The organism is Bradyrhizobium sp. HKCCYLS1011, assembly GCF_051167795.1.
GTDB lineage: Bacteria > Pseudomonadota > Alphaproteobacteria > Rhizobiales > Xanthobacteraceae > Bradyrhizobium.
Map to the genome: position 1 here is coordinate 1 of NZ_JBNPTT010000006.1, position 22022 is coordinate 22022.

The 22022-nt window shown below is 64.2% G+C and carries 22 protein-coding genes; 16 read left to right on the forward strand and 6 right to left on the reverse strand.

From position 1 onward, the window contains the following. The 9 genes from ACQR1W_RS20550 to ACQR1W_RS20590 form a co-directional block, all read left to right on the forward strand. Positions 1-1446: chemotaxis protein CheW (locus tag ACQR1W_RS20550; protein ID WP_434852506.1), on the forward strand; the 1446-nt coding region annotated here is incomplete at its 5' end. A gap of 28 nt (positions 1447-1474) precedes the next feature. Beyond that, positions 1475-1945, forward strand: coding sequence for a chemotaxis protein CheW (locus ACQR1W_RS20555; RefSeq protein WP_008970815.1), 471 nt, complete (start codon positions 1475-1477; stop codon positions 1943-1945). A 59-nt stretch (positions 1946-2004) separates the two neighbouring features. Next, the gene (locus ACQR1W_RS20560) at positions 2005-2370 is read left to right on the forward strand and encodes a response regulator (protein ID WP_008970816.1); all 366 of its coding nucleotides are present in this window, start codon (positions 2005-2007) and stop codon (positions 2368-2370) included. A gap of 89 nt (positions 2371-2459) precedes the next feature. Further along, positions 2460-3656: a protein-glutamate methylesterase/protein-glutamine glutaminase gene (locus tag ACQR1W_RS20565; RefSeq protein ID WP_434852507.1), complete on the forward strand. Its 1197-nt coding sequence runs from the start codon at positions 2460-2462 to the stop codon at positions 3654-3656. Then, positions 3653-4525, forward strand: coding sequence for a CheR family methyltransferase (locus tag ACQR1W_RS20570; RefSeq protein WP_434852508.1), 873 nt, complete (start codon positions 3653-3655; stop codon positions 4523-4525). The genes ACQR1W_RS20565 and ACQR1W_RS20570 overlap by 4 nt, the downstream gene beginning before the upstream one ends. Positions 4526-4706: 181 nt before the next feature. After that, a complete protein-coding gene (gene kaiC, locus ACQR1W_RS20575) occupies positions 4707-6461 on the forward strand; it encodes a circadian clock protein KaiC (protein WP_434852509.1) in 1755 nt (584 codons plus the stop codon). Then, positions 6458-6754 carry a circadian clock KaiB family protein gene (locus ACQR1W_RS20580; protein WP_035982264.1) on the forward strand — a complete coding sequence of 99 codons (297 nt, stop codon included), beginning with the start codon at positions 6458-6460 and terminating at the stop codon, positions 6752-6754. Before kaiC ends, ACQR1W_RS20580 begins: the two co-directional genes overlap by 4 nt. Before the next feature lie 31 nt (positions 6755-6785). Continuing rightward, positions 6786-8255 carry a sensor histidine kinase gene (locus tag ACQR1W_RS20585; protein ID WP_434852967.1) on the forward strand — a complete coding sequence of 490 codons (1470 nt, stop codon included), beginning with the start codon at positions 6786-6788 and terminating at the stop codon, positions 8253-8255. Positions 8256-8534: 279 nt separating this feature from the next. Beyond that, positions 8535-9476 (forward strand): peptidoglycan-binding domain-containing protein, encoded by a 942-nt coding sequence (locus ACQR1W_RS20590; RefSeq protein ID WP_434852510.1) that lies wholly within the window; start codon positions 8535-8537, stop codon positions 9474-9476. 39 nt (positions 9477-9515) lie between these two features. On the opposite strand, the gene ACQR1W_RS20595 is transcribed toward ACQR1W_RS20590, so the two are convergent. The 6 genes from ACQR1W_RS20595 to ACQR1W_RS20620 all read right to left on the reverse strand — a co-directional run bounded on the left by ACQR1W_RS20595 (position 9516) and on the right by ACQR1W_RS20620 (position 13161). After that, entirely contained in the window at positions 9516-9896 is a 381-nt protein-coding gene (locus ACQR1W_RS20595) for a response regulator (protein WP_434852511.1), read from the reverse strand. A gap of 133 nt (positions 9897-10029) precedes the next feature. Further along, positions 10030-11190 carry a glutathionylspermidine synthase family protein gene (locus ACQR1W_RS20600; RefSeq protein ID WP_434852512.1) on the reverse strand — a complete coding sequence of 387 codons (1161 nt, stop codon included), beginning with the start codon at positions 11188-11190 and terminating at the stop codon, positions 10030-10032. 8 nt (positions 11191-11198) lie between these two features. Then, complete coding sequence (locus tag ACQR1W_RS20605) at positions 11199-11426, reverse strand: hypothetical protein (RefSeq protein ID WP_434852513.1); 228 nt, start codon at positions 11424-11426, stop codon at positions 11199-11201. A 119-nt stretch (positions 11427-11545) separates the two neighbouring features. Next, a complete protein-coding gene (locus tag ACQR1W_RS20610; protein ID WP_434852514.1) occupies positions 11546-11929 on the reverse strand; it encodes a hypothetical protein in 384 nt (127 codons plus the stop codon). 2 nt (positions 11930-11931) lie between these two features. Beyond that, complete coding sequence (locus ACQR1W_RS20615) at positions 11932-12336, reverse strand: DUF350 domain-containing protein (protein ID WP_434852968.1); 405 nt, start codon at positions 12334-12336, stop codon at positions 11932-11934. A gap of 84 nt (positions 12337-12420) precedes the next feature. Further along, positions 12421-13161, reverse strand: coding sequence for a GntR family transcriptional regulator (locus tag ACQR1W_RS20620; protein WP_434852515.1), 741 nt, complete (start codon positions 13159-13161; stop codon positions 12421-12423). Positions 13162-13424: 263 nt separating this feature from the next. Here ACQR1W_RS20620 and ACQR1W_RS20625 point away from each other — a divergent pair, with 263 nt between their 5' ends. The 7 genes from ACQR1W_RS20625 to ACQR1W_RS20655 all read left to right on the forward strand — a co-directional run bounded on the left by ACQR1W_RS20625 (position 13425) and on the right by ACQR1W_RS20655 (position 22011). Further along, positions 13425-14375, forward strand: coding sequence for an ABC transporter substrate-binding protein (locus ACQR1W_RS20625; RefSeq protein ID WP_434852969.1), 951 nt, complete (start codon positions 13425-13427; stop codon positions 14373-14375). Between the two features lies 1 nt (position 14376). Further along, the gene (locus ACQR1W_RS20630) at positions 14377-15186 is read left to right on the forward strand and encodes an ABC transporter permease (RefSeq protein WP_434852516.1); all 810 of its coding nucleotides are present in this window, start codon (positions 14377-14379) and stop codon (positions 15184-15186) included. A gap of 2 nt (positions 15187-15188) precedes the next feature. Next, a complete protein-coding gene (locus tag ACQR1W_RS20635; protein ID WP_434852517.1) occupies positions 15189-15974 on the forward strand; it encodes an ABC transporter ATP-binding protein in 786 nt (261 codons plus the stop codon). After that, the gene (locus tag ACQR1W_RS20640; RefSeq protein ID WP_434852518.1) at positions 15971-16702 is read left to right on the forward strand and encodes a maleate cis-trans isomerase family protein; all 732 of its coding nucleotides are present in this window, start codon (positions 15971-15973) and stop codon (positions 16700-16702) included. Before ACQR1W_RS20635 ends, ACQR1W_RS20640 begins: the two co-directional genes overlap by 4 nt. A 26-nt stretch (positions 16703-16728) precedes the next feature. Then, positions 16729-18126 carry a dihydropyrimidinase gene (gene hydA / locus ACQR1W_RS20645; protein ID WP_434852519.1) on the forward strand — a complete coding sequence of 466 codons (1398 nt, stop codon included), beginning with the start codon at positions 16729-16731 and terminating at the stop codon, positions 18124-18126. Positions 18127-18587: 461 nt separating this feature from the next. Beyond that, positions 18588-20822, forward strand: a complete 2235-nt coding sequence (locus ACQR1W_RS20650) for a phospholipase D-like domain-containing protein (RefSeq protein ID WP_434852520.1) — start codon at positions 18588-18590, stop codon at positions 20820-20822. A gap of 319 nt (positions 20823-21141) precedes the next feature. After that, positions 21142-22011: an EamA family transporter gene (locus ACQR1W_RS20655; protein WP_434852521.1), complete on the forward strand. Its 870-nt coding sequence runs from the start codon at positions 21142-21144 to the stop codon at positions 22009-22011. Positions 22012-22022 lie beyond the last annotated feature (11 nt).

Below are 22022 nucleotides of genomic sequence, written 5' to 3' on the forward strand. Positions count from 1 at the left end.
GCCGTCACCTCGGTGTCCGGGCGCGGCGTCGGCATGGACGTGGTGCGCACCAATATCGACCAGATCGGCGGCACCATCGACATCAAGTCGGTGGCCGGCGAGGGCACCTCGGTCACGATCAAGATCCCGCTGACGCTCGCCATCGTCTCGGCGCTGATCGTCGAGGCCGGCGGCGACCGCTTCGCGATCCCGCAATTGTCGGTGGTCGAATTGGTGCGGGCGCGCGCCAATTCCGAGCACCGCATCGAGCGCATCAAGGACACCGCGGTCTTGCGCCTGCGCAACAAGCTGTTGCCGCTGATGCATCTGAAGAAGCTCCTGAAGATCGACGACGGCTCCTCGACCGACCCGGAGAACGGCTTCATCGTGGTGACCCAGGTCGGCAGCCAGACCTTCGGCATCGTGGTCGACGGCGTGTTCCACACCGAGGAAATCGTGGTCAAGCCGATGTCGACCAAGCTGCGCCACATCGACATGTTCTCGGGCAACACCATCCTGGGCGACGGCGCGGTGATCATGATCATCGATCCCAACGGCATTGCCAAGGCGCTCGGCGCCGCCGGCTCGGCCTCGCAGGCGGTGGCCGACGAGCACGCGCTGCATCACGCCACGACCGGCGAGCAGCTCACCTCGCTGTTGGTGTTCCGCGCCGGCACGGCGCAGCCCAAGGCGGTGCCGCTGGCGCTGGTCACCCGGCTCGAGGAGATCGCGGCCGACAAGATCGAGATCTCGAACGGCCGCTACATGGTGCAGTACCGCGATCAGCTGATGCCGCTGGTGCAGATGGAGGGCGTCTCGGTCCAGACCACCGGTTCGCAGCCGATCCTGGTGTTCGCCGACGAGACCCGCGCGATGGGCCTCGTGGTCGACGAGATCATCGACATCGTCGAGGAGCGGCTCCACATCCAGGTCTCCGGCTCGCGCGATGGCATTCTCGGCTCGGCGGTCATCAAGGGCCAGGCGACCGAGGTGATCGATGTCGGCCATTTCCTGCCGATGGCGTTCGCCGACTGGTTCATCCGCAAGGAGATGGCGACCGAGGCGCAGACCCAGTCGGTGCTGCTGGTCGACGACTCGCCGTTCTTCCGCAACATGCTGGCGCCGGTGTTGAAGTCGGCCGGCTACAAGGTGCGCACCGCGAGCTCGGCGATCGAGGGCCTGGCCGCGCTGCGCTCGGGGCAGAACTACAACATCGTCGTCACCGATATCGAGATGCCGGAGATGAACGGCTTCGAGTTCGCCGAGACCATCCGCGCCGATCAGCATCTGCACCACCTGCCGGTGATCGCGGTGTCGTCGCTGGTGTCGCCGGCGGCGATCGAGCGCGGCCGCCAGGCCGGCTTCTACGACTACATCGCCAAGTTCGACCGGCCGGGCCTGATCGCGGCGCTGAAGGAGCAGGTCGAGGAGCGGGCCCGCGCCGAAGCCGCCAAGCAGGCCGCCTAACCGCAGCCGTTTCAGGAGTAGCGTTAAGATGAGCATCAAGACCGAAACCAGTGACGGCGCGGTTGCTGAATATGTCACCGCCGTGATCGGCGGCCAGCTGTTCGGCCTGCCGATCTCGCGCGTGCAGGACGTGTTCATGCCGGAACGGCTGACGCGGGTGCCGCTGTCGTCAGTAGAGATCGCGGGCGTTCTGAACCTGCGCGGCCGCATTGTCACGGTGATCGACATGCGTGCGCGGCTCGGCCTCGCCAAGGCCGATGACGGCAGACCGCCGATGGCGGTTGGCGTCGACCTGCGCGGGGAATCCTATGGCCTCCTGATCGACCAGATCGGCGAGGTGCTGCGTCTGCCCGAGGAGAGTCGCGAAGAGAATCCGGTCAATCTCGATCCGCGGATGGCGAAGCTTGCGGGCGGTGTGCACCGCCTCGATGGCCAGCTCATGGTCATTCTCGACGTCGATCGCGTCCTCGAGCTGGCGCAGGACAAGATGGCCGCCTAGACCTGTCAAGATCAGGCCATGGACACAACAGCAATAAGTCAGAAACCTGAGAGGCCGACATGAGAACCTGTTTGGTAGTCGACGATTCGAGCGTCATCCGCAAAGTCGCGCGACGCATTCTGGAAGGCTTGGACTTCCAGATCATAGAGGCCGAGGACGGCGAACAGGCGCTGGAGATCTGCAAGCGCGGTCTGCCGGATGCCGTTCTGCTCGACTGGAACATGCCGGTGATGGACGGCTATGAGTTCCTCGGCGCGCTCAGGCGCTTGCCCGGCGGCGACGGACCGAAGGTCGTGTTCTGCACGACGGAGAACGATGTCGCCCACATTGCCCGCGCACTGCATGCCGGCGCCAATGAGTACATCATGAAGCCGTTCGACAAGGACATCGTGACGGCTAAATTCATGGAAGTTGGACTGATCTGAAGTCGTTTTGCCGGAGGGCGAAGGGACGTCATCGGTTCTTGTGTTCGGTACTGCCGTTCCGCTGAGGCTCCGGCCTGTTTGGGTGATCAATGCGCGTCGCGTTAGCAAGTTCTTCGATCCCGGGCTCGAGCAGCCAAGAGCCGCTGCGGGTGATGGTCGTCGACGATTCCGTTGTGATTCGCGGCATGATCTCCCGCTGGATCGGGTCCGAGCCCGACATGGTCGTGGTCGCGTCGCTCAGGACGGGGCTTGAAGCGGTCAACCAGCTCGAGCGTGTCAATCCCGACGTCGCCGTGCTCGATATCGAAATGCCGGAGCTCGACGGCATCGCGGCGTTGCCGAAGATGCTTGCCAAGAAGCGCAACCTCGCCGTGATCATGGCCTCGACGCTGACGCGCCGCAATGCGGAGATCAGCTTCAAGGCGTTGTCGCTCGGCGCGGCCGACTACATTCCGAAGCCGGAAAGCACGCGCGAGCCGGCTGCGGCGGACATCTTCCATCACGATCTGATCCAGAAGATCCGCACCCTCGGCGGCAAGGCGCGCCGCTCCGGACACGTGTCGCCGATGCATGCGCCGGCTCCGACACTGGTACCGGTCCCGGGGCAGCGGCCGTCGTTGGTGCGTCCGCTGACCACGGTGCCTCCAGCGGTTCAGCCCGCCGCGCCCACGGCGCTGGCCCGGCGCGCGTTCAGCTCGCAGACGCCGCGCGTGCTCCTGATCGGCTCGTCCACGGGCGGCCCCCAGGCACTGATGGCGCTGGTGACCGAGCTCGGTCCGGTGATCGACCGTGTCCCGGTGCTGATCACCCAGCACATGCCGCCGACCTTCACCACCATCCTGGCCGAGCATCTGGCGCGCTCGAGCCGACGCCCGGCGCATGAAGCCATCGATGGCGAGGTGGTCAAGCCTGGCCAGATCTATCTCGCCCCGGGTGGACGCCATATGCGCGTTGCCCGCCACGGGACGGATGTCGTGATCGCCCTCGACAACGGCCCGCCGGTCAATTTCTGCAAGCCCGCGGTCGATCCGCTGTTCAGCTCGGCCATCGAGATCTGGCAGGGCACCACGCTCGCGGTCATCCTCACCGGCATGGGCTCCGACGGCATGCGCGGCGGCAAGGAGATCGTCGCGGCCGGCGGCAGCGTCATCGCCCAGGACGAGGCCACCAGCGTCGTCTGGGGCATGCCGGGCGCGGCCGCCAATGCCGGCATCTGCGCGGCCATCCTTCCCTTGAATCAGATCGCACCGAAGCTGGTCCGATTGTTTGCAGGAGACCGTTCGTGACGCCTCTGGACTATGAGTTCTTGCGTAAGCTCCTGAAGGAACGTTCCGGGCTCGACCTGTCGTCCGACAAGCAATATCTGGTTGAGAGCCGTCTGCTGCCGGTGGCCCGCCGCACCGGCCTCGCCGGGATCACCGAACTCGTGCAGAAGATGAAGAGCGGCGCGGAGGCGCTGACCTCCGAGGTGGTGGAGGCCATGACCACCAACGAGACGTTCTTCTTCCGCGATAAGATTCCGTTCGATCACCTGCGTGACGCGATCCTGCCGGCGTTGATCCAGTCGCGCGCCAACCGGCGCTCCCTTCGCATCTGGTCGGCGGCAAGCTCGACCGGCCAGGAGCCCTATTCGATCGCGATGTGCCTGCGCGAATATGGACCGGCGCTGTCGGGCTGGCGCATCGAGATCGTCGCCACCGACCTGTCGCAGGAGGTGCTGGAGAAGTCCAAGGCCGGCCTCTACAGCCAGTTCGAGGTCCAGCGCGGGCTGCCGATTCAGCTGCTCGTGAAATACTTCACCCAGCTCGGCGAGGTCTGGCAGCTTTCCGCCGATATCCGCGGCATGGTCCAGCATCGGCAGCTCAACCTGCTGCAGGACTTCTCCCATCTCGGCAAGTTCGACGTCATCTTCTGCCGCAACGTGCTGATCTATTTCGATCAGGAGACCAAGGGCGCGATCTTCGAACGGCTCGCCAAGGTGCTCGAGCCCGACGGCACGCTGATCCTGGGAGCGGCGGAGTCCGTGGTCGGGATCACCGATACGTTCCGGCCGAGCCAGGAGCGGCGCGGCCTCTATCAGCTCAATCCGGCGCGCGGGGCGCGGCCGGTCGGAGCCGCCATGCCGCTCGGGCTGAAGGTCGTCGCCGCGCGCTGATCCCGCTGCATCGGGCCGGGCGCGGAAGCGCGTCCCGCCTGCACCTCCATTCCCAGTCACGCAAGTCCTGCCACGCCAGCCATTCGCTGTCGCGAAATAGAGCGCGACGGCGCGGAACCTTTTCCCGTCCTGGCCGTTTCCACCCTCCGTACGGGTAGAACGTTCCTTGGCAGGGGGCTCAATGAAGGCGAGTGTGCGTCCGAAGGTGGTGGCGCGGGATCTTCCCGTGATCGAAAAGTCCCCGACTGGGATCGACGGTTTGGATGAGGTCACGTTCGGAGGGCTGCCAAAGGGACGGCCCACCCTGCTGTGCGGCGCGGCCGGTTGCGGCAAGACGCTGTTTGCGATGACCTTCCTCTACAATGGCGCGGTTCAATTTGGCGAGCCGGGCGTGTTCATCGCGTTCGAGGAGCAGCCCGAAGATCTGATCAAGAATGTCGGCTCGCTCAGCTATGACATCCAGAAGCTGATCGCCGACAAGAAGATTGCCATCGACCACATTCATCTCGACCGTAACGAGGTCGAGGAGGCTGGCGAATACGATCTCGAGGGCCTTTTCATCAGGATCGGCTTTGCGATCGACGCGATCGGGGCCAAGCGCGTCGTTATCGATACGATCGAGACGCTGTTCGGCGGTCTGGACAATCAGGCCGTGCTGCGCTCGGAGCTGCGCCGCCTGTTCGAGTGGCTGAAGTCGAAAGGCGTGACCGCCATCATCACCGGCGAGCGCGGCGACGGCACGCTGACCCGCTATGGACTGGAGGAATATGTCGCCGACTGCGTGATCCTGCTCGACAACCGCGTGCACGACCAGCTTTCGACGCGGCGGCTGCGCGTGGTGAAATACCGCGGCACCGCGCACGGCACCAACGAATATCCCTTCATCATCGACCAGGAAGGCATCACGGTGATGCCGATCACCTCGTCGGGCCTGGCGCATGGCGCCTCCACCGAGCGCGTGTCCAGCGGGATCGCCGATCTCGACCGGATGCTGGAGGGGACGGGATACTACAAGGGCTCCAGCATCCTGATTTCAGGCATGGCCGGCTCCGGCAAATCGACGGTGTCGGCGCATTTTGCCAATTCGATCTGCGCCTCCGGTCAGCGCTGCATCTACTTCGCGCTGGAGGAATCGCCGCAGCAGATCATCCGCAACATGAGGTCGGTGGGACTCGACCTGCAGCGATGGGTCGAACGCGGGTTGCTGCGCTTTTCCGCGCGTCGGCCCAATCTCTACGGCTTGGAGACGCACCTTGCGTCGATGCACCGCGAGGTCAGGGAGTTCGATCCCGCCGCCGTCGTGGTCGATCCCATCTCGGCGCTGATGGGGGCCGGGGTCGCGGGTGACGTGCATACGATGACCTTGCGGTTGATCGATTTTCTGAAGGCGCGCGGTGTCACGGCGCTGTTCACCAATCTCGGCGGCGGCACCGCGGAGACCGCCACCACCGAGATGCAGATCTCATCGCTCACCGACACCTGGCTCCTGCTCTACAACCGTGAGAGCAATGGCGAGCACAACCGCCAGCTCTATTTGTTGAAATCGCGCGGCATGGCGCATTCCAACCAGGTGCGCGAGTTTCTGATGACATCCGAAGGCATTCGCCTGCGGGAGGTCTATATCGGTCCCGAGGGTGTGCTCACCGGCTCGGCGCGGCTGGCGCAGGAGGCCAGGGACCGGGCGGATCGGATGCTGCGCGATCAGGAGATCGAGCGGCGCAGCCGCGAGGTCGAACGCCGTCGCCGCGAAATCAGCGCGCAGATCGAGGCGCTCAACGCTCAGCTCGCGACCGAAGAGCATGAGATTGCGCTTCTCAATCGCGAGGCCCATGCGCGGGAGGATCAGCTCTCTGCCGACCGCACCGCGATGTCGACGAGCCGCTCCTCCGGCCGCGACGCTAGCCCGCCCTCCAATCTCAGGATATCCGAGCAGTGACGGCCGCAATGACCGAACAAGACGGCTACAATCTCCGCCTCTACGTGGCGGGTCAGACCCCCAAATCAGTCGCCGCGATCGCAAATCTGAAGAAGCTGTGCGAGACCCATCTGCCCGGGCGCTACACGATCGAGGTGATCGATCTGATGAAGGACCCGGCGTTGGCGCAACGCGACCAGATCGTGGCGATCCCGACCCTGATCCGGCAATTGCCGGAGCCGCTGAAACGAATCATCGGCGACCTCTCCAATGCCGAGAAGGTGCTGGTCGGTCTCGACATCGCACCGAGCTGATGGAGCAGGCGTGACCTTATCGACCAGGACCATGCAGGACGACCGCCCCCGCAACGAAGCGGAGGAAACCGTCGAGGCGATCCACCAGGGCAATGTCGATGCCGTCGTCGTCCAGGGTCCCGAAGGTCCGCAGGTCATCATGCTGCAGGGCGCGGACGCGCCCTATCACGTCTTGGTCGAGCGCATGAGCGACGGCGCGCTGACGCTCGACGGCAGCGGCAGCATCGTCTACGTCAATTCCCGGCTGTGCGCGCTGACGGCGCAGACCACAGCTGAGCTGGTCGGCCGCAACTTTGCGTCGTTGTTCTCCGGCGCTGTGCCGGTGCAGAGCGCGGACGACAGCGCGAGCGAAGCGCAGCTCATCCGCGCCGATGGCGGTCCGCTGCCGGTGTCGGTGTGGATGCGCCAGATGACGATGGGCGGCGTGGTCGCGACCCTCGTCACCTTGACCGATCTGTCGATCCACCGCCATGCCGAGGAGGTCGCGAGCGCCGAGCGGTTTGCGCGATCGATCCTGGAGCAGGCCACGGACGCGATCGTGGTGCTGGCGCTCGACGGTCGCATTACCCATGCCAGCGGCGTCGCCGAGCAGCTCGCGGGTGCCTCGCCGGTGGGGCAGCTGTTCTCGGATGCGTTTCCGCTGGATGCGCAGAGCGCAAGACACCAGGGCACATTGGCGCGCTTCTCGCGCGAGAGCCTGGACCGTGCGCTGGCGACCAAGCCGTTTCACGGCGTCGAGGTCAAGTTGCGCAAGGAGGGCCTTTCCGGGCGCTCCTTCCTGCTCAGCGCGGGCCCATTGGTGAACGATGCCAAGGCGATCGTGGGCTCGATCGTCACCTTGATCGACATCACCGAACGCAAGCGCGCCGAAGAGCAGCAGACCATGCTGGTCGCAGAGCTCAATCATCGGGTCAAGAACATCCTGGCGATCGTGCAGTCGGTGGCCGGGCAGACCCTGCGCACCTCGCCATCCTTGCCGGCCTTCAACAAGGCGTTCTCCGGCAGAATCCAGGCGGTCTCGATCGCCCACGACATCCTCACCCAGACGCGCTGGATCGGCATCGGCCTGAACGAGCTTCTGTCCACCGTGCTCGCGCCCTATGGCATTGGCGAGGGGCGGCTGATCACGGAAGGCGCGCCCGTGCTACTCGAGGCGCGCCTGGTGCTGCCGCTCTCGATGGTGCTGCATGAGCTCGCGACCAATGCTTCCAAATACGGTGCGCTGTCGGAGCCGTTCGGAAAGGTCGCGATCTCCTGGCGTCTGCGCGACGATGGCCGCAGGCTCGAACTGATCTGGCTCGAGCGCGGCGGACCTCCGGTCGAGCATCGCGGGGCACGCGGCTTTGGCACGACATTGATCGACCGCGTGGTGCGCTTCGACCTGGATGGCGAGGCCAGTCTGGACTTTCCACCCGAAGGCCTCCGCTGCGTGCTTGGCTTTGCACTCAGTGCCGAGACATCGCCGGAGGAGCTCCCGGGGTCGGCCGTGCGGACGGATTAGGACGTGTATCCGTTGGCGCGGAGCCATAGCCCGATCGAGGCGAGTTTGACGGCAGCCAGGTAGCTGGCGGCCAGCCTATCGCAGCTTCAGCAGATACCGTTGATGCCTTCTGTCGGCCGGTGGCGGAACTTGACGTTTCGCCGCGAGCGCATACGCTTCAAGCTGCCATCCGGGCGGGCACCAATGCAAATCTTTACGGTGCTCGCTCTTCTTATTTCAGCAGCTTCGACTTGATCGGCGTTGGACCAGCGCCGCATAAATTGGCGATAGGGGGCGATTGTGGGTGTACTGATTTCCGACGAACTCAAGGATGATCCGAAACTGGATGCTTGTGCCACGACACCAAGTGCACATTTGAAAGTTGGCAGCCCGCCAGGTCCGCACATTTTGAAGGTTCAGCTCGCTTTGGAAAGACTCCGGCCGACGGGGCCGAAGATTGACGATGCCGAGAAAAGGGCGATGCGGTACGGGCCGACCACGGCCGCCGCTGTCTTGAACTACAAGAAAACTCACGTTCCGCCGATCATCAACACCGCTTATCAGCACGATGTTGATCCAATCTGCGGCCAGATGACCATCAAGGCGATGGACGCCGACTTGAACGGCACGCCGCTCTCCGACCGCGACGCAGTTGCCGATCGGGCGCACGAAGCGAGCCGCGCCGCGCTGCGCGTCGCCTTGACCCACCTGAGAAGTCTACGAACTGACATCAATCTTCTGCCGTCGAGCTCCGACCCGGCATTTGGCGCGGCGATGGTCAACCTGCTGTTCAAGCACAAGAGAAACATCGCAGTTCTGGCCAGGCGCCTGGTGCTGACGCCGGATCCAAACAGCCAGGCGTTCAAGGATGCTCTGGCCAAAGTGATACTGCTTTGTGAGCGGAATCTCGCGCAGGCGAAGACGATCAAGGTCGCCGGGACGACGGGATTTTGCGCCGGGCACCCAGGCGACCACGCCAGGACCAGTGCCAGCGTGCCTGATCCCAAAACTCATCTCTGCGAGATATTCTTCACAAACGATGGTCTGGACCTGCAACGCGATGTGATCACACACGAGTATTTTCATATCCAGGGCTTGGGCGACAACTCAGTCACGAACACGGCCCAGGCGTTCACGAATGCCAATACCATCGCGCAGATCGTGGCGTTGCTGGCGGATCGCTTTCGGCAGAGGAATTCGGATGGCGGAGAACCCGCTGTGCCGCCGCTGCCGGCGCCATAAGCGAAGCGGCGGGCAGAACCGGATTTGTGAGTTCGCGCTCTAGCTCTTCGAGAACGTCTCTTCGCAGATCCGCCGCAGCGCCTGTTCGTTGAACGGCTTGGCAAGCCGCGGGAGCGACCGGAATGCCGGCGGAAACAGCGTGGCGTCGTCATAGCCCGAGGTGATGACGAGCTTCAGCTTCTGCTCGACCAGCTGCGGCAGAATGTCGAAGATCTGCTCGCCGCGCAGGTTGACGTCGAGCAGCGCGCCGTCCAGCCCGCCGCGCTGGGCCTCGCGCAGCACGTCGTCAACGCGTGATACCGGCCCGACCACCTCACAGCCGAAGTCCTGGAGGATCGTCTCGAGCTCGAGTGCGATCAGGCCCTCATCCTCGGCGACCAGGATGCGCAGGCCCGCAAGGGGCGAATCTGTCGGCGCCATGGCGTTCAATCTTGCGGTCGAAAGGGTCTCGTTGCGGAGCGGTTCCGCCCCTGCCTTTCTAGCGCTCCTCCCGGCCATGTCGAGCCGTTTTCGCGGGTCGGAACCGCAACCGGGAAGGAGCGTCCCGGTGCGGTTAAAGAATCGCGTGCGGCACGAAGCGGGAGCTGTTGCCGGTGATCGGGGTTTCGTCTTCCCGGATCGACAGGCCGCACGGCTCATGCGCGACCAGCCAGCTGCCGATCACCGGAAACACGCCGCCGAAATCCGGCAGCGGTGCCAGGGCCTGACGGATGAAGCCTTCGGCCCCATAGGGACCGTCCTGCGCGCTCACCGCCACGCCGTCGGCGACCAGGCTGACATTGGCGCCCTCGCGCGAGAACAGCGGCTTGCGGACGAAGCTTGGGCCGAGACTGGCCGCCTTCGGATCGTCCTCGAAAAACGCCGGCAGCAGGTTCGGATGTCCCTCGAACATCTCCCAGAGCAGGGGCAGGATGCCCTTGTTGGACAGCACCGCCTTCCATGGCGGCTCGATCCAGCGCGTCGCAGCTTGCTCTAGTCGCGCGCCGAACGCGTCCTGAAACATCCATTCCCAAGGATAGAGCTTGAACACCAGCGCCATGTCGTTGCCGTCGAGATCGACAAAGCCGCCGCCATCGTCGCGCCAGCCGATGTCTTCAATGTCGAGCAGGGTGGTCGCAAGCCCCGCCTGGCTTGCGGTGTCGGCGAGATAGGCAAGCGTTCCGGCATCCTCGCTGTCGCCGGTGAGGCCGGTCAGATGCAGATGATGGCTGCCGCCGAAGTCCTGCCAGCGTGCGATCAGCCGTTCGTGGATCGAATTGTACTGGTCGGCCCGCTGCGGGATGATCCGGCGCTCGATCGCCTGCTCGAGCCAGGTCCACTGAAAGACTGCCGCCTCGAAGATCGAGGTCGGGGTGTCGGCGTTATATTCGAGCAGCTTGGCCGGGCCGTGGCCGCCATAGCTGAGGTCGAAGCGGCCATACAGGCTCTTGTCGTCGCGTTGCCAGCTTGCAGCCAGCAGCGGCCAGAAGGCTTGCGGGATTTGCAGGCGACGGAGCAGCCGCTCATCATCGAGGATGCGGCCAGCCGCTTCGAGGCACATCTCCTCGATCTCGGCGGTCGGGGCCTCGATGTCGCGCTCGATGTCGTCGAGCGTGAACGCGTAGTAGCCGCGCTCGTCCCAATAGCGCTCGCCGTCGATGGTGTGGAAGTCGAATCCACATTGCGCGGCGGTGTCTCGCCAGTCGTCACGCTCCGGACAGGCGATGCGCTGCATCGATCTAACTAGCCGCCGGCGTGGCCGTGACCATGCCCGCCGTGACCGTGCCCATGAAAATGGTGCACGGCAGCGCCGAAGCCGCCGTGAATCGCTCGGCAATAAGGTTGACCGTCCGGCCCGGGCACAGTTTCGAGCCCGGGACCGCAGGGCCGCGCGCGCGTGAAGCCCATGGAGACCGCGCCGACTGCCGCAGTCCCCATCATTGTCAGCACCACACGGCGCGACCGTTTCATCGGTCTATCCCCGATCAGTTGGACGTCTCTTTTGTTATGATTTTGTAGTCTGTGTCAAAGATCCATTTACAAATCACCACGCAAAGGCGGTGATTTCACGGCGATCTGTGGGCCTTTGTTTAGCCGCCTCCGGAAAACCCAAAGCCATGTGCGAACGCGCCAAAGCCGCCGCGACTGACATGACCGGATGAGCTCTCGGAGCTTCCGCCCGATCCGCCGCTTCTGCTGGAGTCGCTGTCGGCAAATCGCCAATGGCCGCCACCGCCCGAACCGCCGGACGACGAGCCGCTGCGTGAACAGGCGTCGTCGGTCTGCGGTGGCGCGGCCATGGTGGGCGAGGCCGGCTCGCAGCTCCTGCGCGGCATCAGCGTCGCGGCGGTGCCGCCGACGGCAAGCGTGCCCATCAGCAGCAGCGCAACATGGCCGGAGCGCTTGGCCGGCGGTGACGGCGTCGGCGGTCCAAGTGGCCTGCGCTTGCCGAACTCGGTGCGATGCTCGGTCATGGTCAGGTGATCATTGACGCCGCATTCAGCGCGCCGGCCGAGAGCGAGGCGAGACCGAGCCAGATCGCAGGCGCAAGCTCGCCGGCCGCGATCCGCTGCGACAGGTTCGGCACCGGGATCTTGACCAGATAATAGACGATGACCTGAACGATCAGCGCGATCAGAGCCCAGATCAGGCAGTCCACCACATTGACCGAATGGGCGATGGCGCTGACCAGCGGCAAGGTGAAGCCGAGCAGGCTTAGGCCGAGCGCGATCGCGGCGGCCGGATCATTGTCGCGGATCAGTTGGAATTCGTTGTGCGGGGTGACGCGCGTATAGACGAAAAGGTATGCCGTCACCGCGATGATCGAAGTGCAGAAATAGACCAGAAACGCCGGCAGCCCGGCAAGCGATTGCAGGATCATGATCAGGCCCGGCGGAAACGCGCCCCATTGTCGCACGCTTGTTTCGTCGGCACACCGCAATTGCCGGTTCAAAGCTAACAAAGTCTATGCGTCGGCAGCCTGATCCAGCATCAGCAGCACCGAATCTCCGGTCTTTCGCGTGTGTAAGCTCAATGCATCTGCAAAACCCTCGGCGTCGCCGGCGTGCAGCAGCGCCATGAACGCCTCATGCTCGGCGACCGACTCGCTCCAGCGCCTGGCGTCGTAGTTCGCCACGGCCCGCGCGCGGAATACGCTTCGCTGCAGGGTGCTCCAGATGTTGAACAGCACGCTGTTGCCGGCGAGCCTGGTGATCTCGCTATGGATCTGCTGGTTCAGCCGGAAATAGGCGGAGCGCTGCGCAGCACGATGCAGCTCGACCAGCTCGGCGTGCAGCGCGTCGAGCCGGGCGATGTCGTCAGCTGTTGCGCGGTTTGCTGCCTGGAAGCCTGCGCTGCGGTCGAGTGCGACCATGACGTCGAAAATCTCGGCGATCTCGGCGCGGTCGATCGGCGCCACCACCGGCGTGCGGTGTGGCCGCAATTCGATCAGGCCCTCCGCCGCCAGGATCTTGAATGCCTCCCGCAACGGCGTGCGCGACACGCCGAAGGTTTCGCACAGCATGCGCTCGGGCAGTGGCGCGCCGGCGGCGAGTTCGCCGTCCACGATCATCTCGCGCACCTTGGCGACGAGCTGGTCGTGCAGCGACATCCGATCCAGCGGGCGCTTCGAATGGTCCGACGACAGTTTGAGCCGCGCCGGCTTGAAGCGCGTCTTCAGTCTGGTCCGTGGTGCGGATGCGCTCATGATGGCGATGGCTGCTCCCGGATGCTGTGCCTGGAAAGCAGGCGCAGTGCCCACAGATCGGGCGTTTTTTGATTCTAGATAATCAATCTTATCGATTGAATATACTTTAGAAAATCAAAATTGCATACCGCATCCAGATGGCACGTCACTTGCTAACAGTCTGCTGACCTTTTCTGTCTGCTGACCCTTTCGCGTCGACCGTGGAGATCAAAGTGACACGCTGTCTGTTCGCCATCCTGACCGCGCTCGTGCTGCTCGCACCCATGCCGGGCCTTGCGCAGGACGAGGCCAGGATCAAGCTGGGCTATGCCAAATGCGCCCATTGCACGCCGATGTCGCTGACGCCGCAATTCGCGCAAGGGATAGAGATCGACGCGGTCGGCTTCAACACCGGCACTGACGCCCTGACCGCCCTGGTGTCGAAGAACATCGAGGTCGCGCAGGTGACCTATCTGCATTATGCGATCGCACTCGATAAGGGTTTTGATGTCGTTGCGATCTCCGGCCAGGTCAATGGCGGCTCGGCGCTACTGCTGGCCAATGACCTCGACGTGGCGCAGAACGACTGGGGTGCGCTGAAGGCGCTGATCGCGAAGTACAAGGCGGAGGGCAAGCCGTTCCGGGTCGCTGCCTCGCGCGGCAATGCGCAGGACATCCACATGCGCGGCGCCTTCGCCAAGCAGGGCATCGACATCAACAAGGACGTGCAGTTCGTCAACATCCCGAATCCGTCGGATCATCTACAGGCGCTGCGCCGCGGCGAGGTCGAGCTGATCTGCACGGTCGAGCCGTTCGCCACCCAGATCATGCAGGCCAAGGCTGCGAAGTTCTTCGGCTTCCCCTATGACCAGGCGGCCGGCAAGCTGACCAATCTGATCGTGACCCGCTCCGACGTGATCGCAGCCAAGCCGAAGGCGCTGGAAGAAACCGTGCGCGCCGTCGTCAAGGTCGATGAGCACATCGCGGCCGACAAGCCGGCGCTGGTCGAGGTGATCAGCAAGATCACCGGGCTCGACAAGGCGATCGCGACCGGGGCGATCGACAATCTCGATCCGGACCCGAAGATGTATCGGGCATCGGCTGTGGCGATCGCCACCATGATGCGCGATCTCAAATACATCAACTCGGACGTCACGGCCGCGGTCGAGAAGAACATGGACTATCGCTTCCTCGAGGCCGCGACCGGCAAACCGAAGACCGAGCTCGGCTATTGAGATGAGCGCAATTGCTCACATCAGGAAGCTCGATCGCACCCTCGTTCCGATCCTGGTGCTAGCCGGATGGGAGGCGTTCTCGCGCTCCGGCGCGCTGCCGGCGGCACTGTTGCCGGCGCCGTCGACCGTGATCTGGGCCTGGGCGGATTGGGTGTTCGGCACCGACGGCAACACCCAGACCTACAGTGCGCATTGGCTGGTCGACATGGCCGCGAGCCTGTCGCGCGTCGCCGCCGGCTTTGCCATCGCCACCCTGCTCGGCGTGGCGCTCGGCGTCGCCATCGGCTGGTCGCGCGCTACCGAGATCGTGATCGAGCCGACGCTGCAGATGCTCAGGCCGATCCCGCCGGTGTCCTGGATTCCGCTCGCCATCATCTGGTTCGGCATCGCCAACAAGCCGGCGATCTTCCTGGTGTTTCTCGGCGCCTTCTTCCCGATTCTGCTCAACACCATCCACGGCGTGAAGGGCTGCGACCGCAATCTGATCCGCGCCGGCGCGATGGTCGGCGGCAGCGAGCGCAAGCTGCTGCGCTACATCGTGGTGCCGGCGGCGCTGCCCAGCATCTTCGCAGGGCTCCGCATCGGCATCGGCTCGGCCTGGATGCTGACCGTGACGGCCGAGATGGTCGCGGTGAAGAGCGGGCTCGGCTACGTGCTGTGGGATTCCTACTACTTCCTGCGCTACGATCTGGTGCTGGCGGCGATGGCCAGCATCGGCCTGCTCGGCTTCCTGAGCGATCTCGCCATCCGCATGGTGATGGCGCGCGTGCTGCACTGGCAGCGCAATACGACCTTGCGCGGCGGGGCCTGACAATGGCTGCGATCGAGATCTCCCACGTCTCCAAGATCTTCAACGACAAGACGCGCAACTCCGATGTCATCGCGCTCGACGACATCACGGTCTCGGTGGCGCGCAATCAGTTCCTGTGCCTGCTCGGCCCCTCCGGCTGCGGCAAGTCGACCTTGCTCAACATGATCGCGGGCTTCGAGCAACCGAGCAGCGGGACCATCGCCGTCGACGGCCAGCCGGTCACGGCGCCCGGCGCCGATCGCGGCGTCGTGTTCCAGCACGCCAATCTGATGCCGTGGCTGCCGGTGTGGGAGAACGTCGCCTTTCATCTCTTGCTCAGCGGCAGCCAGAAGGGCGAGCGCCGCGCCAGGGCGCAAGGCTTTATCGACATGGTCGGCCTCACCGGCTTCGAGAACCATTATCCGTCCGAACTGTCCGGCGGCATGAACCAGCGCGTCGGCATTGCGCGTGCGCTTCTGATGAATCCCCAGGTGATCCTGATGGACGAGCCGTTCGGTGCGCTCGATGAGCAGACCCGAATGGACATGCAGACCGAGCTGGTGCGGATCTGGCAGCAGCACCAGGGCACGATCGTGTTCGTCACTCATGGCATCGATGAGGCGCTGACGCTCGGCACCCATGTCGCGGTCATGAGTGCGCGTCCCGGCCGCATCCGCGAGATCATCCCGATCGATCTGCCGCGGCCGCGCGACATCACCTCGCCGCAGTTCAACGCGCTGAAGCGGCATATCCTTGCGCTTCTACGCGGCGAACGGGCGCCGTCCCCCTTGGAAGTGGTCAATCAATGAACAGCAAACGTATTCTCCTGGGCATGCTGACGCCGTCGTCGAACACCGCGCTGGAGCCGATCACCTCGGCGATGGTGGCTAACCTGCCCGAAGTGTCAGCGCACTTCTCGCGCTTCAAGGTGACCGAGATCGCACTCTCGGATCAGGCGCTGGCCCAGTTCGACAACAGCAACATCCTGCGCGCGGCGGAGCTTCTGGCCCATGCCAAGGTCGACGTGATCGGCTGGAACGGGACGTCCTCGGGCTGGCTCGGCTTCGATGCCGACGTGAAGCTGTGCGAACAGATCACGGCGGCGACCGGCATTCCCGCCACCACCTCGATGCTGGCGCTGAACGAGATCCTCCATGAGACCAAGGTGACGAAGCTCGGCTATGTCACGCCCTATCTCGACGACGTGCAGGCGAGGATCATCGCCAATTACGAGAGGCTCGGCATCGGCTGCCAGGCCGAGCGGCATCTCGGGCTGCAGGACAATTTCTCCTTCTCCGAGGTGACACCGACGCAGCTCGAGACCATGCTGCGCGAGGTCGCGGCTGAGAAGCCCGAGGCGATCGCGATCATCTGCACCAATCTGAAGGCGGCGCCGCTGGTGCCGCGGCTCGAGCTGGAGACGGGGATTCCGATCTACGATACGATCGCGACCGTGGTGTGGAAGTGCCTGAAGATGGCGGGCGTCGAGCCCCGGCGCGTCAGCGAATGGGGTTCGTTGTTCCACAAACTTGCTTGAGGCCGTGCGTTGGGGAGGTGTGAAAGATGACCGCGTTCGACACTGTGATCCGCCACGGCACCGTGGTTACGGCGAGTGATACGTATCAGGCCGATGTCGCCATCAAGGACGGGCGCATCGCCGCGATCGGCGCGGCGATGACGGACGCCGCCGAGATCGTCGATGCCTCGGGGCTATTGGTGCTGCCGGGCGGCATCGACAGCCATGTGCACATCTCCCAGCCGTCCGGCCCCGACATCGTCATGGCCGACGATTTCGAGAGCGCGACGCGCGCTGCTGCGTTCGGCGGCAACACCTTCGTGATGCCCTATTGCCTGCAGGCCAAGGGCCAGCCCTTGCGCGAGGCGCTGAAGGACTATCACGCGCTGGCGGATCAGGCCTGCTATATCGACCACTCCTTCCATTTGATCATCGCCGATCCGAGCGAGGCCGTGCTCGGCCAGGAGCTGCCGGCGCTGGTCGCCGACGGCTACACCTCGCTCAAGATCTTCATGACCTACCAGGATCTGGCGCTGAGCGATTTCCAGATCCTCGGCGTGCTCGATGTCGCGCGCGAAACCGGCGCGCTGGTACAGATCCATGCCGAGAATTATGACGCGATCCGTTTCCTGACCGACAAGCTCGAACGCGCCGGTCAGATCGCGCCTTACTTCCACGGCAAGTCGCGGCCGATTGCGGTCGAGCGCGAGGCCACCCATCGCGCGATCTCGCTGGCCGAGCTGATCGACGTCCCCATCGTGATCGTGCACGTCTCCAACCGCGAGGCGATGGAGGAGATCCGTCGCGCGCAGATGCGCGGCCTGACAATTGTTGGCGAGACCTGCCCGCAATATCTGGTGCTGACCGAGGAGGACATGCAGGGCCTCAACATGGAAGGCGCCAAATATGTCTGCTCGCCGCCGCCGCGCGACAAGGCCAGCCAGCAGGCGTGCTGGGAGGGGCTGCAAAGGGGCGTGTTCGCGCTGTTCTCCTCGGATCATTGCCCGTTCCGCTACGACGACGAGGAAGGCAAGCTGACGCCGAAGGGGCGCACCAGCTTCCGCTGGGTGCCGAACGGCATTCCCGGCGTCGAGACCCGGCTGCCGATCCTGTTCTCGGAGGGCGTGAGCAAGGGCCGTATCAGTTTGAATCAGTTCGTCGCGTTGACCGCCACCAACCACGCCAAGACCTATGGCCTGAGGGGCAAAGGCTCGATCGCGATCGGCTACGACGCCGACATCGCGCTGTGGGATCCGACCAGGACGGCGAAGATCAGCCAGGCCGGCCTGCATCACGGCTCCGACTATACGCCCTATGAGGGCATCGAGATCACGGGCTGGCCAGTGGCGACGATGCTGCGCGGCCGCTTCGTGGTGCGCGACGGTGCGCTGGTCGGCGCCAAGGGCGAGGGCCGCTACGTCACCCGCGGCAAGCCGGGGGCGTGATGCGAGGGCGATGATCTCTCGGCGAGTCATTGCTTCGTCGCTTCGCTCCAATGACGAAATCGTTGTCGGGAGTGGATCCGAGCTCTCACGACGACGGAGGTGAGCCCCTCCCCCTTACGGGGAGGGGTCGGGGGTGGGGGTCCACGAGTCGTGCTCTTCATGAGGAGAGCTGACTCCACCAAGACTTCACCGATCAAACGATAACGTCCTGGATATCGCGCACGCGCGTCCAACGAAGTTCAGCGCGTGCCGACCCCCACCCCCAACCCCTCCCCGCAAGGGGGAGGGGGGCTCACCTTCTTCCGCGGACATAGCTCAACTCCAATGGCCGTTTGCAGCCAGAGTGATGCTGCATCGCACCACCGTTCGCTGGTATCTGCGCGCCGCCCAATTCTGGTTCCGAGTGCGTGGAATGCCTGTTACAACTTCGGGGCATAGTCCTTGTACGAAAGGATTGCCCCATGCCCGCCCTTGCATTTTCAAACAATGATATTGCCGTCGTCGCCTGGACCTTCGACAGCCGCCTCGATGGCTGCCTCGGCTTTGCGATTCACCAGATCGATCTCGACGCCAACAAGGAAACCGTGCTGCCGGCGCTCGCCCGCTTCAAGGGGCAGACCGCCGACAAGCTCACCACCGAACAGGCCCCCGTCCAGAAATTCTGGTGGAAGGATCTCTTCGCCAAACGCGGTGGCACCTATCAGTACAAGATCGTGCCGATGGGCGGCACGCCCGGCCGGACCTTGAGCCCGCTCGCCGGCGTGAAGCCGTTGCTCAGCAACAAGGTCACGCTGACGCCGAGCCGGCCGCCGTTTCACGCCTATTTCAATCGCGGCATCATCGCGACCCAGGCGCTCAGCCATGAGCTGAAAGACCACCCCAGCATCGACGCGCTCGCGCCCCACATTCTCGATCCGAACGATGAGATCCGCATCCGTTTGATGGGACAGCTGCAGGAGGGCGTCACCTCACTGCTCAAGCGGGCCGATGACGAAGGCGGCGAGATCCATGCCGCGCTCTATGAGCTCAACGATCCTAACGGGCTCGAAAAACAGCTGCAGGCCAATCCGAAAAGCCGGACGGTGATCCTCGGCAACGAGCAGGGGCCGGACACCGAGGATGCCGACGCCGACAACCGCGCCGCCCTGAAGAAGGCCGGTGTCGACGTGATCGACCGTATCCTGGGCAAGGGCGACATCCCGCACAACAAGTTCATGGTGCTGACGCAGAACGGCAAGCCCACGGCGGTGCTGTCGGGCTCGACCAACTGGACCTCGACCGGGCTGTGCACCCAGACCAACAATGCGCTGGTGGTCGATTCGCCCGATCTGGCGCAGCGCTACCTCGACTACTGGAATGCGCTGAAGGACGATACCGACGCGGCGGACGGCGACGAGAAGAAGCTGCAGTCGAAGACGTTGCGCGACTTCGCCCACGCCGACAACGACAAGTCGATCAAAAGCCCCATCAAGCTTCCCAATGGCGTCACCATCGAGCCGATGTTCTCGCCCAACACCAAGGGCAAGCTCGGCAAGCATCCGGACACGCCCAACGACATGGGGCGGGTGTTCGACCTGATGAGCCAGGCCAAACAAGCCGTGCTGTTCCTGGCCTTTGACCCCGGCAATAATTCGATCCTCGACGAGGCCGGCAAGCTGCTGGCCGAGAAGCCTGATCTGTTCGTGCGCGGTGCGCTGACCAGCCCGCAGCGCGCGACCAACTTCTCCGAGGCGCTGCATTCGGGCGGCCACACCGAGCGGCCGGCTGACGGCGGCGACGAGGCGCCAACACCGGAGGTCAAGGTGGTCGGCGAGGCCGGCGGGCCGAAGCAGAAGGGTGCCAAAGCAGCAAAGGGACCGATCGACTTTCGCGCGGTGCCGGCCGGCGCCGTGCAGGATGCCTTTGGCAAGTGGGAAAAGGAGCTTGCCAAATACGGCTTTGCGATCATCCACAACAAGATCGTGGTGATCGATCCGTTCAGCGACGATTGCGTGGTCGTGACCGGCTCGCACAATCTCGGCTTCCGCGCCTCGCACAACAATGACGAGAACATGCTGATCATCCGCGGCCATCGCGGCCTTGCGGAAGCCTATGCCTGCCACGTGCTCGATCTGTACGACCATTACGCCTGGCGCTTCCTCCTGAAGCAGCATCCGGAGATCTTCGGCAAGCCGCTTCAAGGCGACGACACCTGGCAGGACCGGTATATCAGCGGAACTGAGGAGAAGTCGCCCGAGCTGCGCTTCTGGATGTCGGCGGCCGCCAAGGTCGCCGGTGCTGGCGGCAGCGGCGCCGCTCCATCGCCCGCGTCAGGCGCTTCGCGAAACAAGACGACCAGGCCATCATCGGGCGCAGGCTCCAAGCCGTCGCAGCCAGCCGAAGCGCCCCCCGCAGCCGAGACTGCGCCGAAGTCCGGCGCCGCAAAGGCGAAGACGACCAAGAAGCCCGGCAAGAAAACCAGCAAGAAGGCCGCCGCCGCGGCGAAAGCCTCCGCCGGCCGGAAGAAGACGACCAAGAAGAAAGCTGCTGCGGGCAGCGCCAGGAAGGCCAAGGCGGCAAAGAAGACCGGCAAAGCGAAGAAGGGCAAGAAGGCCAAGAAAGCCGCCAAGCGTCCGGCGAAGAAGATGGCACCGAAAGCGACCAAGCGATCCACGAAGCGGAGCGGAGCGAAGCGCACCAAGCAATCGAAGCGGTGAGCGCGCGGCACGGAAGCCTCGCTGAGCGAACGGGCCTCGACGATCTGAAGCCTGGATCAGCGAGCCGACATCATTATCCCCGCTGTCGCTCATGCGGGATACGCTTGGCTTGCATCGATGGATTGACAACGCAGCAATCCGGCAGATTAAATGCGTCCCATCGACCGAGTGGCAACTAGGGGGCCGGACAGCCATTGCGCTGTCGCTGGTCCGAGCGTTGCAGACACCGCGGCAGACCCGCGGCTGCACCCGAGGGACAAAAGCCCAGAGGCGGAGACGTCGAGATCAACCTTGCGCCGTGTTGGCGCGCGGAGGTCTCATGTCGTTCGCCCCAGTTATTCTCGTCGTTCTCGCCGCTTTCGTCCACGCCACCTGGAACATGCTTTCGAAGCGAGCCGCTGCGGCGGGGCCGACTTTCGTGTTCGCATACAACCTCATCGCCTGCATCGCCTACGCGCCGTGGGTGGCCTGCGTCCTGACCCACGAGGGCGTCGTCGTGAGTCCAGCCGTCGTGGGCTGCATCCTGCTCAGCGGCACGATCCACCTCTGCTACAGTCTCTGCCTGCAGCGCGGCTATCAGGTCGCGGATCTTTCGGTGGTCTATCCTGTGGCCCGCGGCATGGGACCGACGTTCTCGACGCTCGGCGCCTTCCTGTTGTTGGGCGAAACACCTTCGTATCAGGGACTTCTCGGCCTCGCCGCGGTCGTCGTCGGCATCGGTCTCATCTTAACCCAGGGTGACCTCATCGCGTTCCGTCAATCGCGCGGCCAGGCCGGCGTACGCTGGGGCATCGCAACCGGTCTGCTGATCTCCAGCTACACGATCGTCGATGCTTACGGCGTGAAAGCGCTCGGCATCCGGCCGGTCATGCTCGACTGGTTCTCGAACCTGCTGCGCTTCGTGCTGCTCGCACCCGTAGTGCTGCGCAACCTCGAGCGCGCCGGTGAGCTGATGCAAGGACGCCGGCTTCTCGCGATCGGCGTCGGGCTGCTGTCACCGCTGTCATACATCCTGGTCCTCGCCGCTCTGGAGATGGGCGCGCCACTGAGCGTGGTCGCACCGACCCGCGAAATGTCCATGATGATCGGCGCGTTATTCGGCGTGCTCCTGCTGCGAGAACCGGTCGGCGCATGGAGATTCATGGGATGCCTGCTGCTCGTCGCAGGCGTTGTGCTGCTCGTCACTTGATGATCACCTGC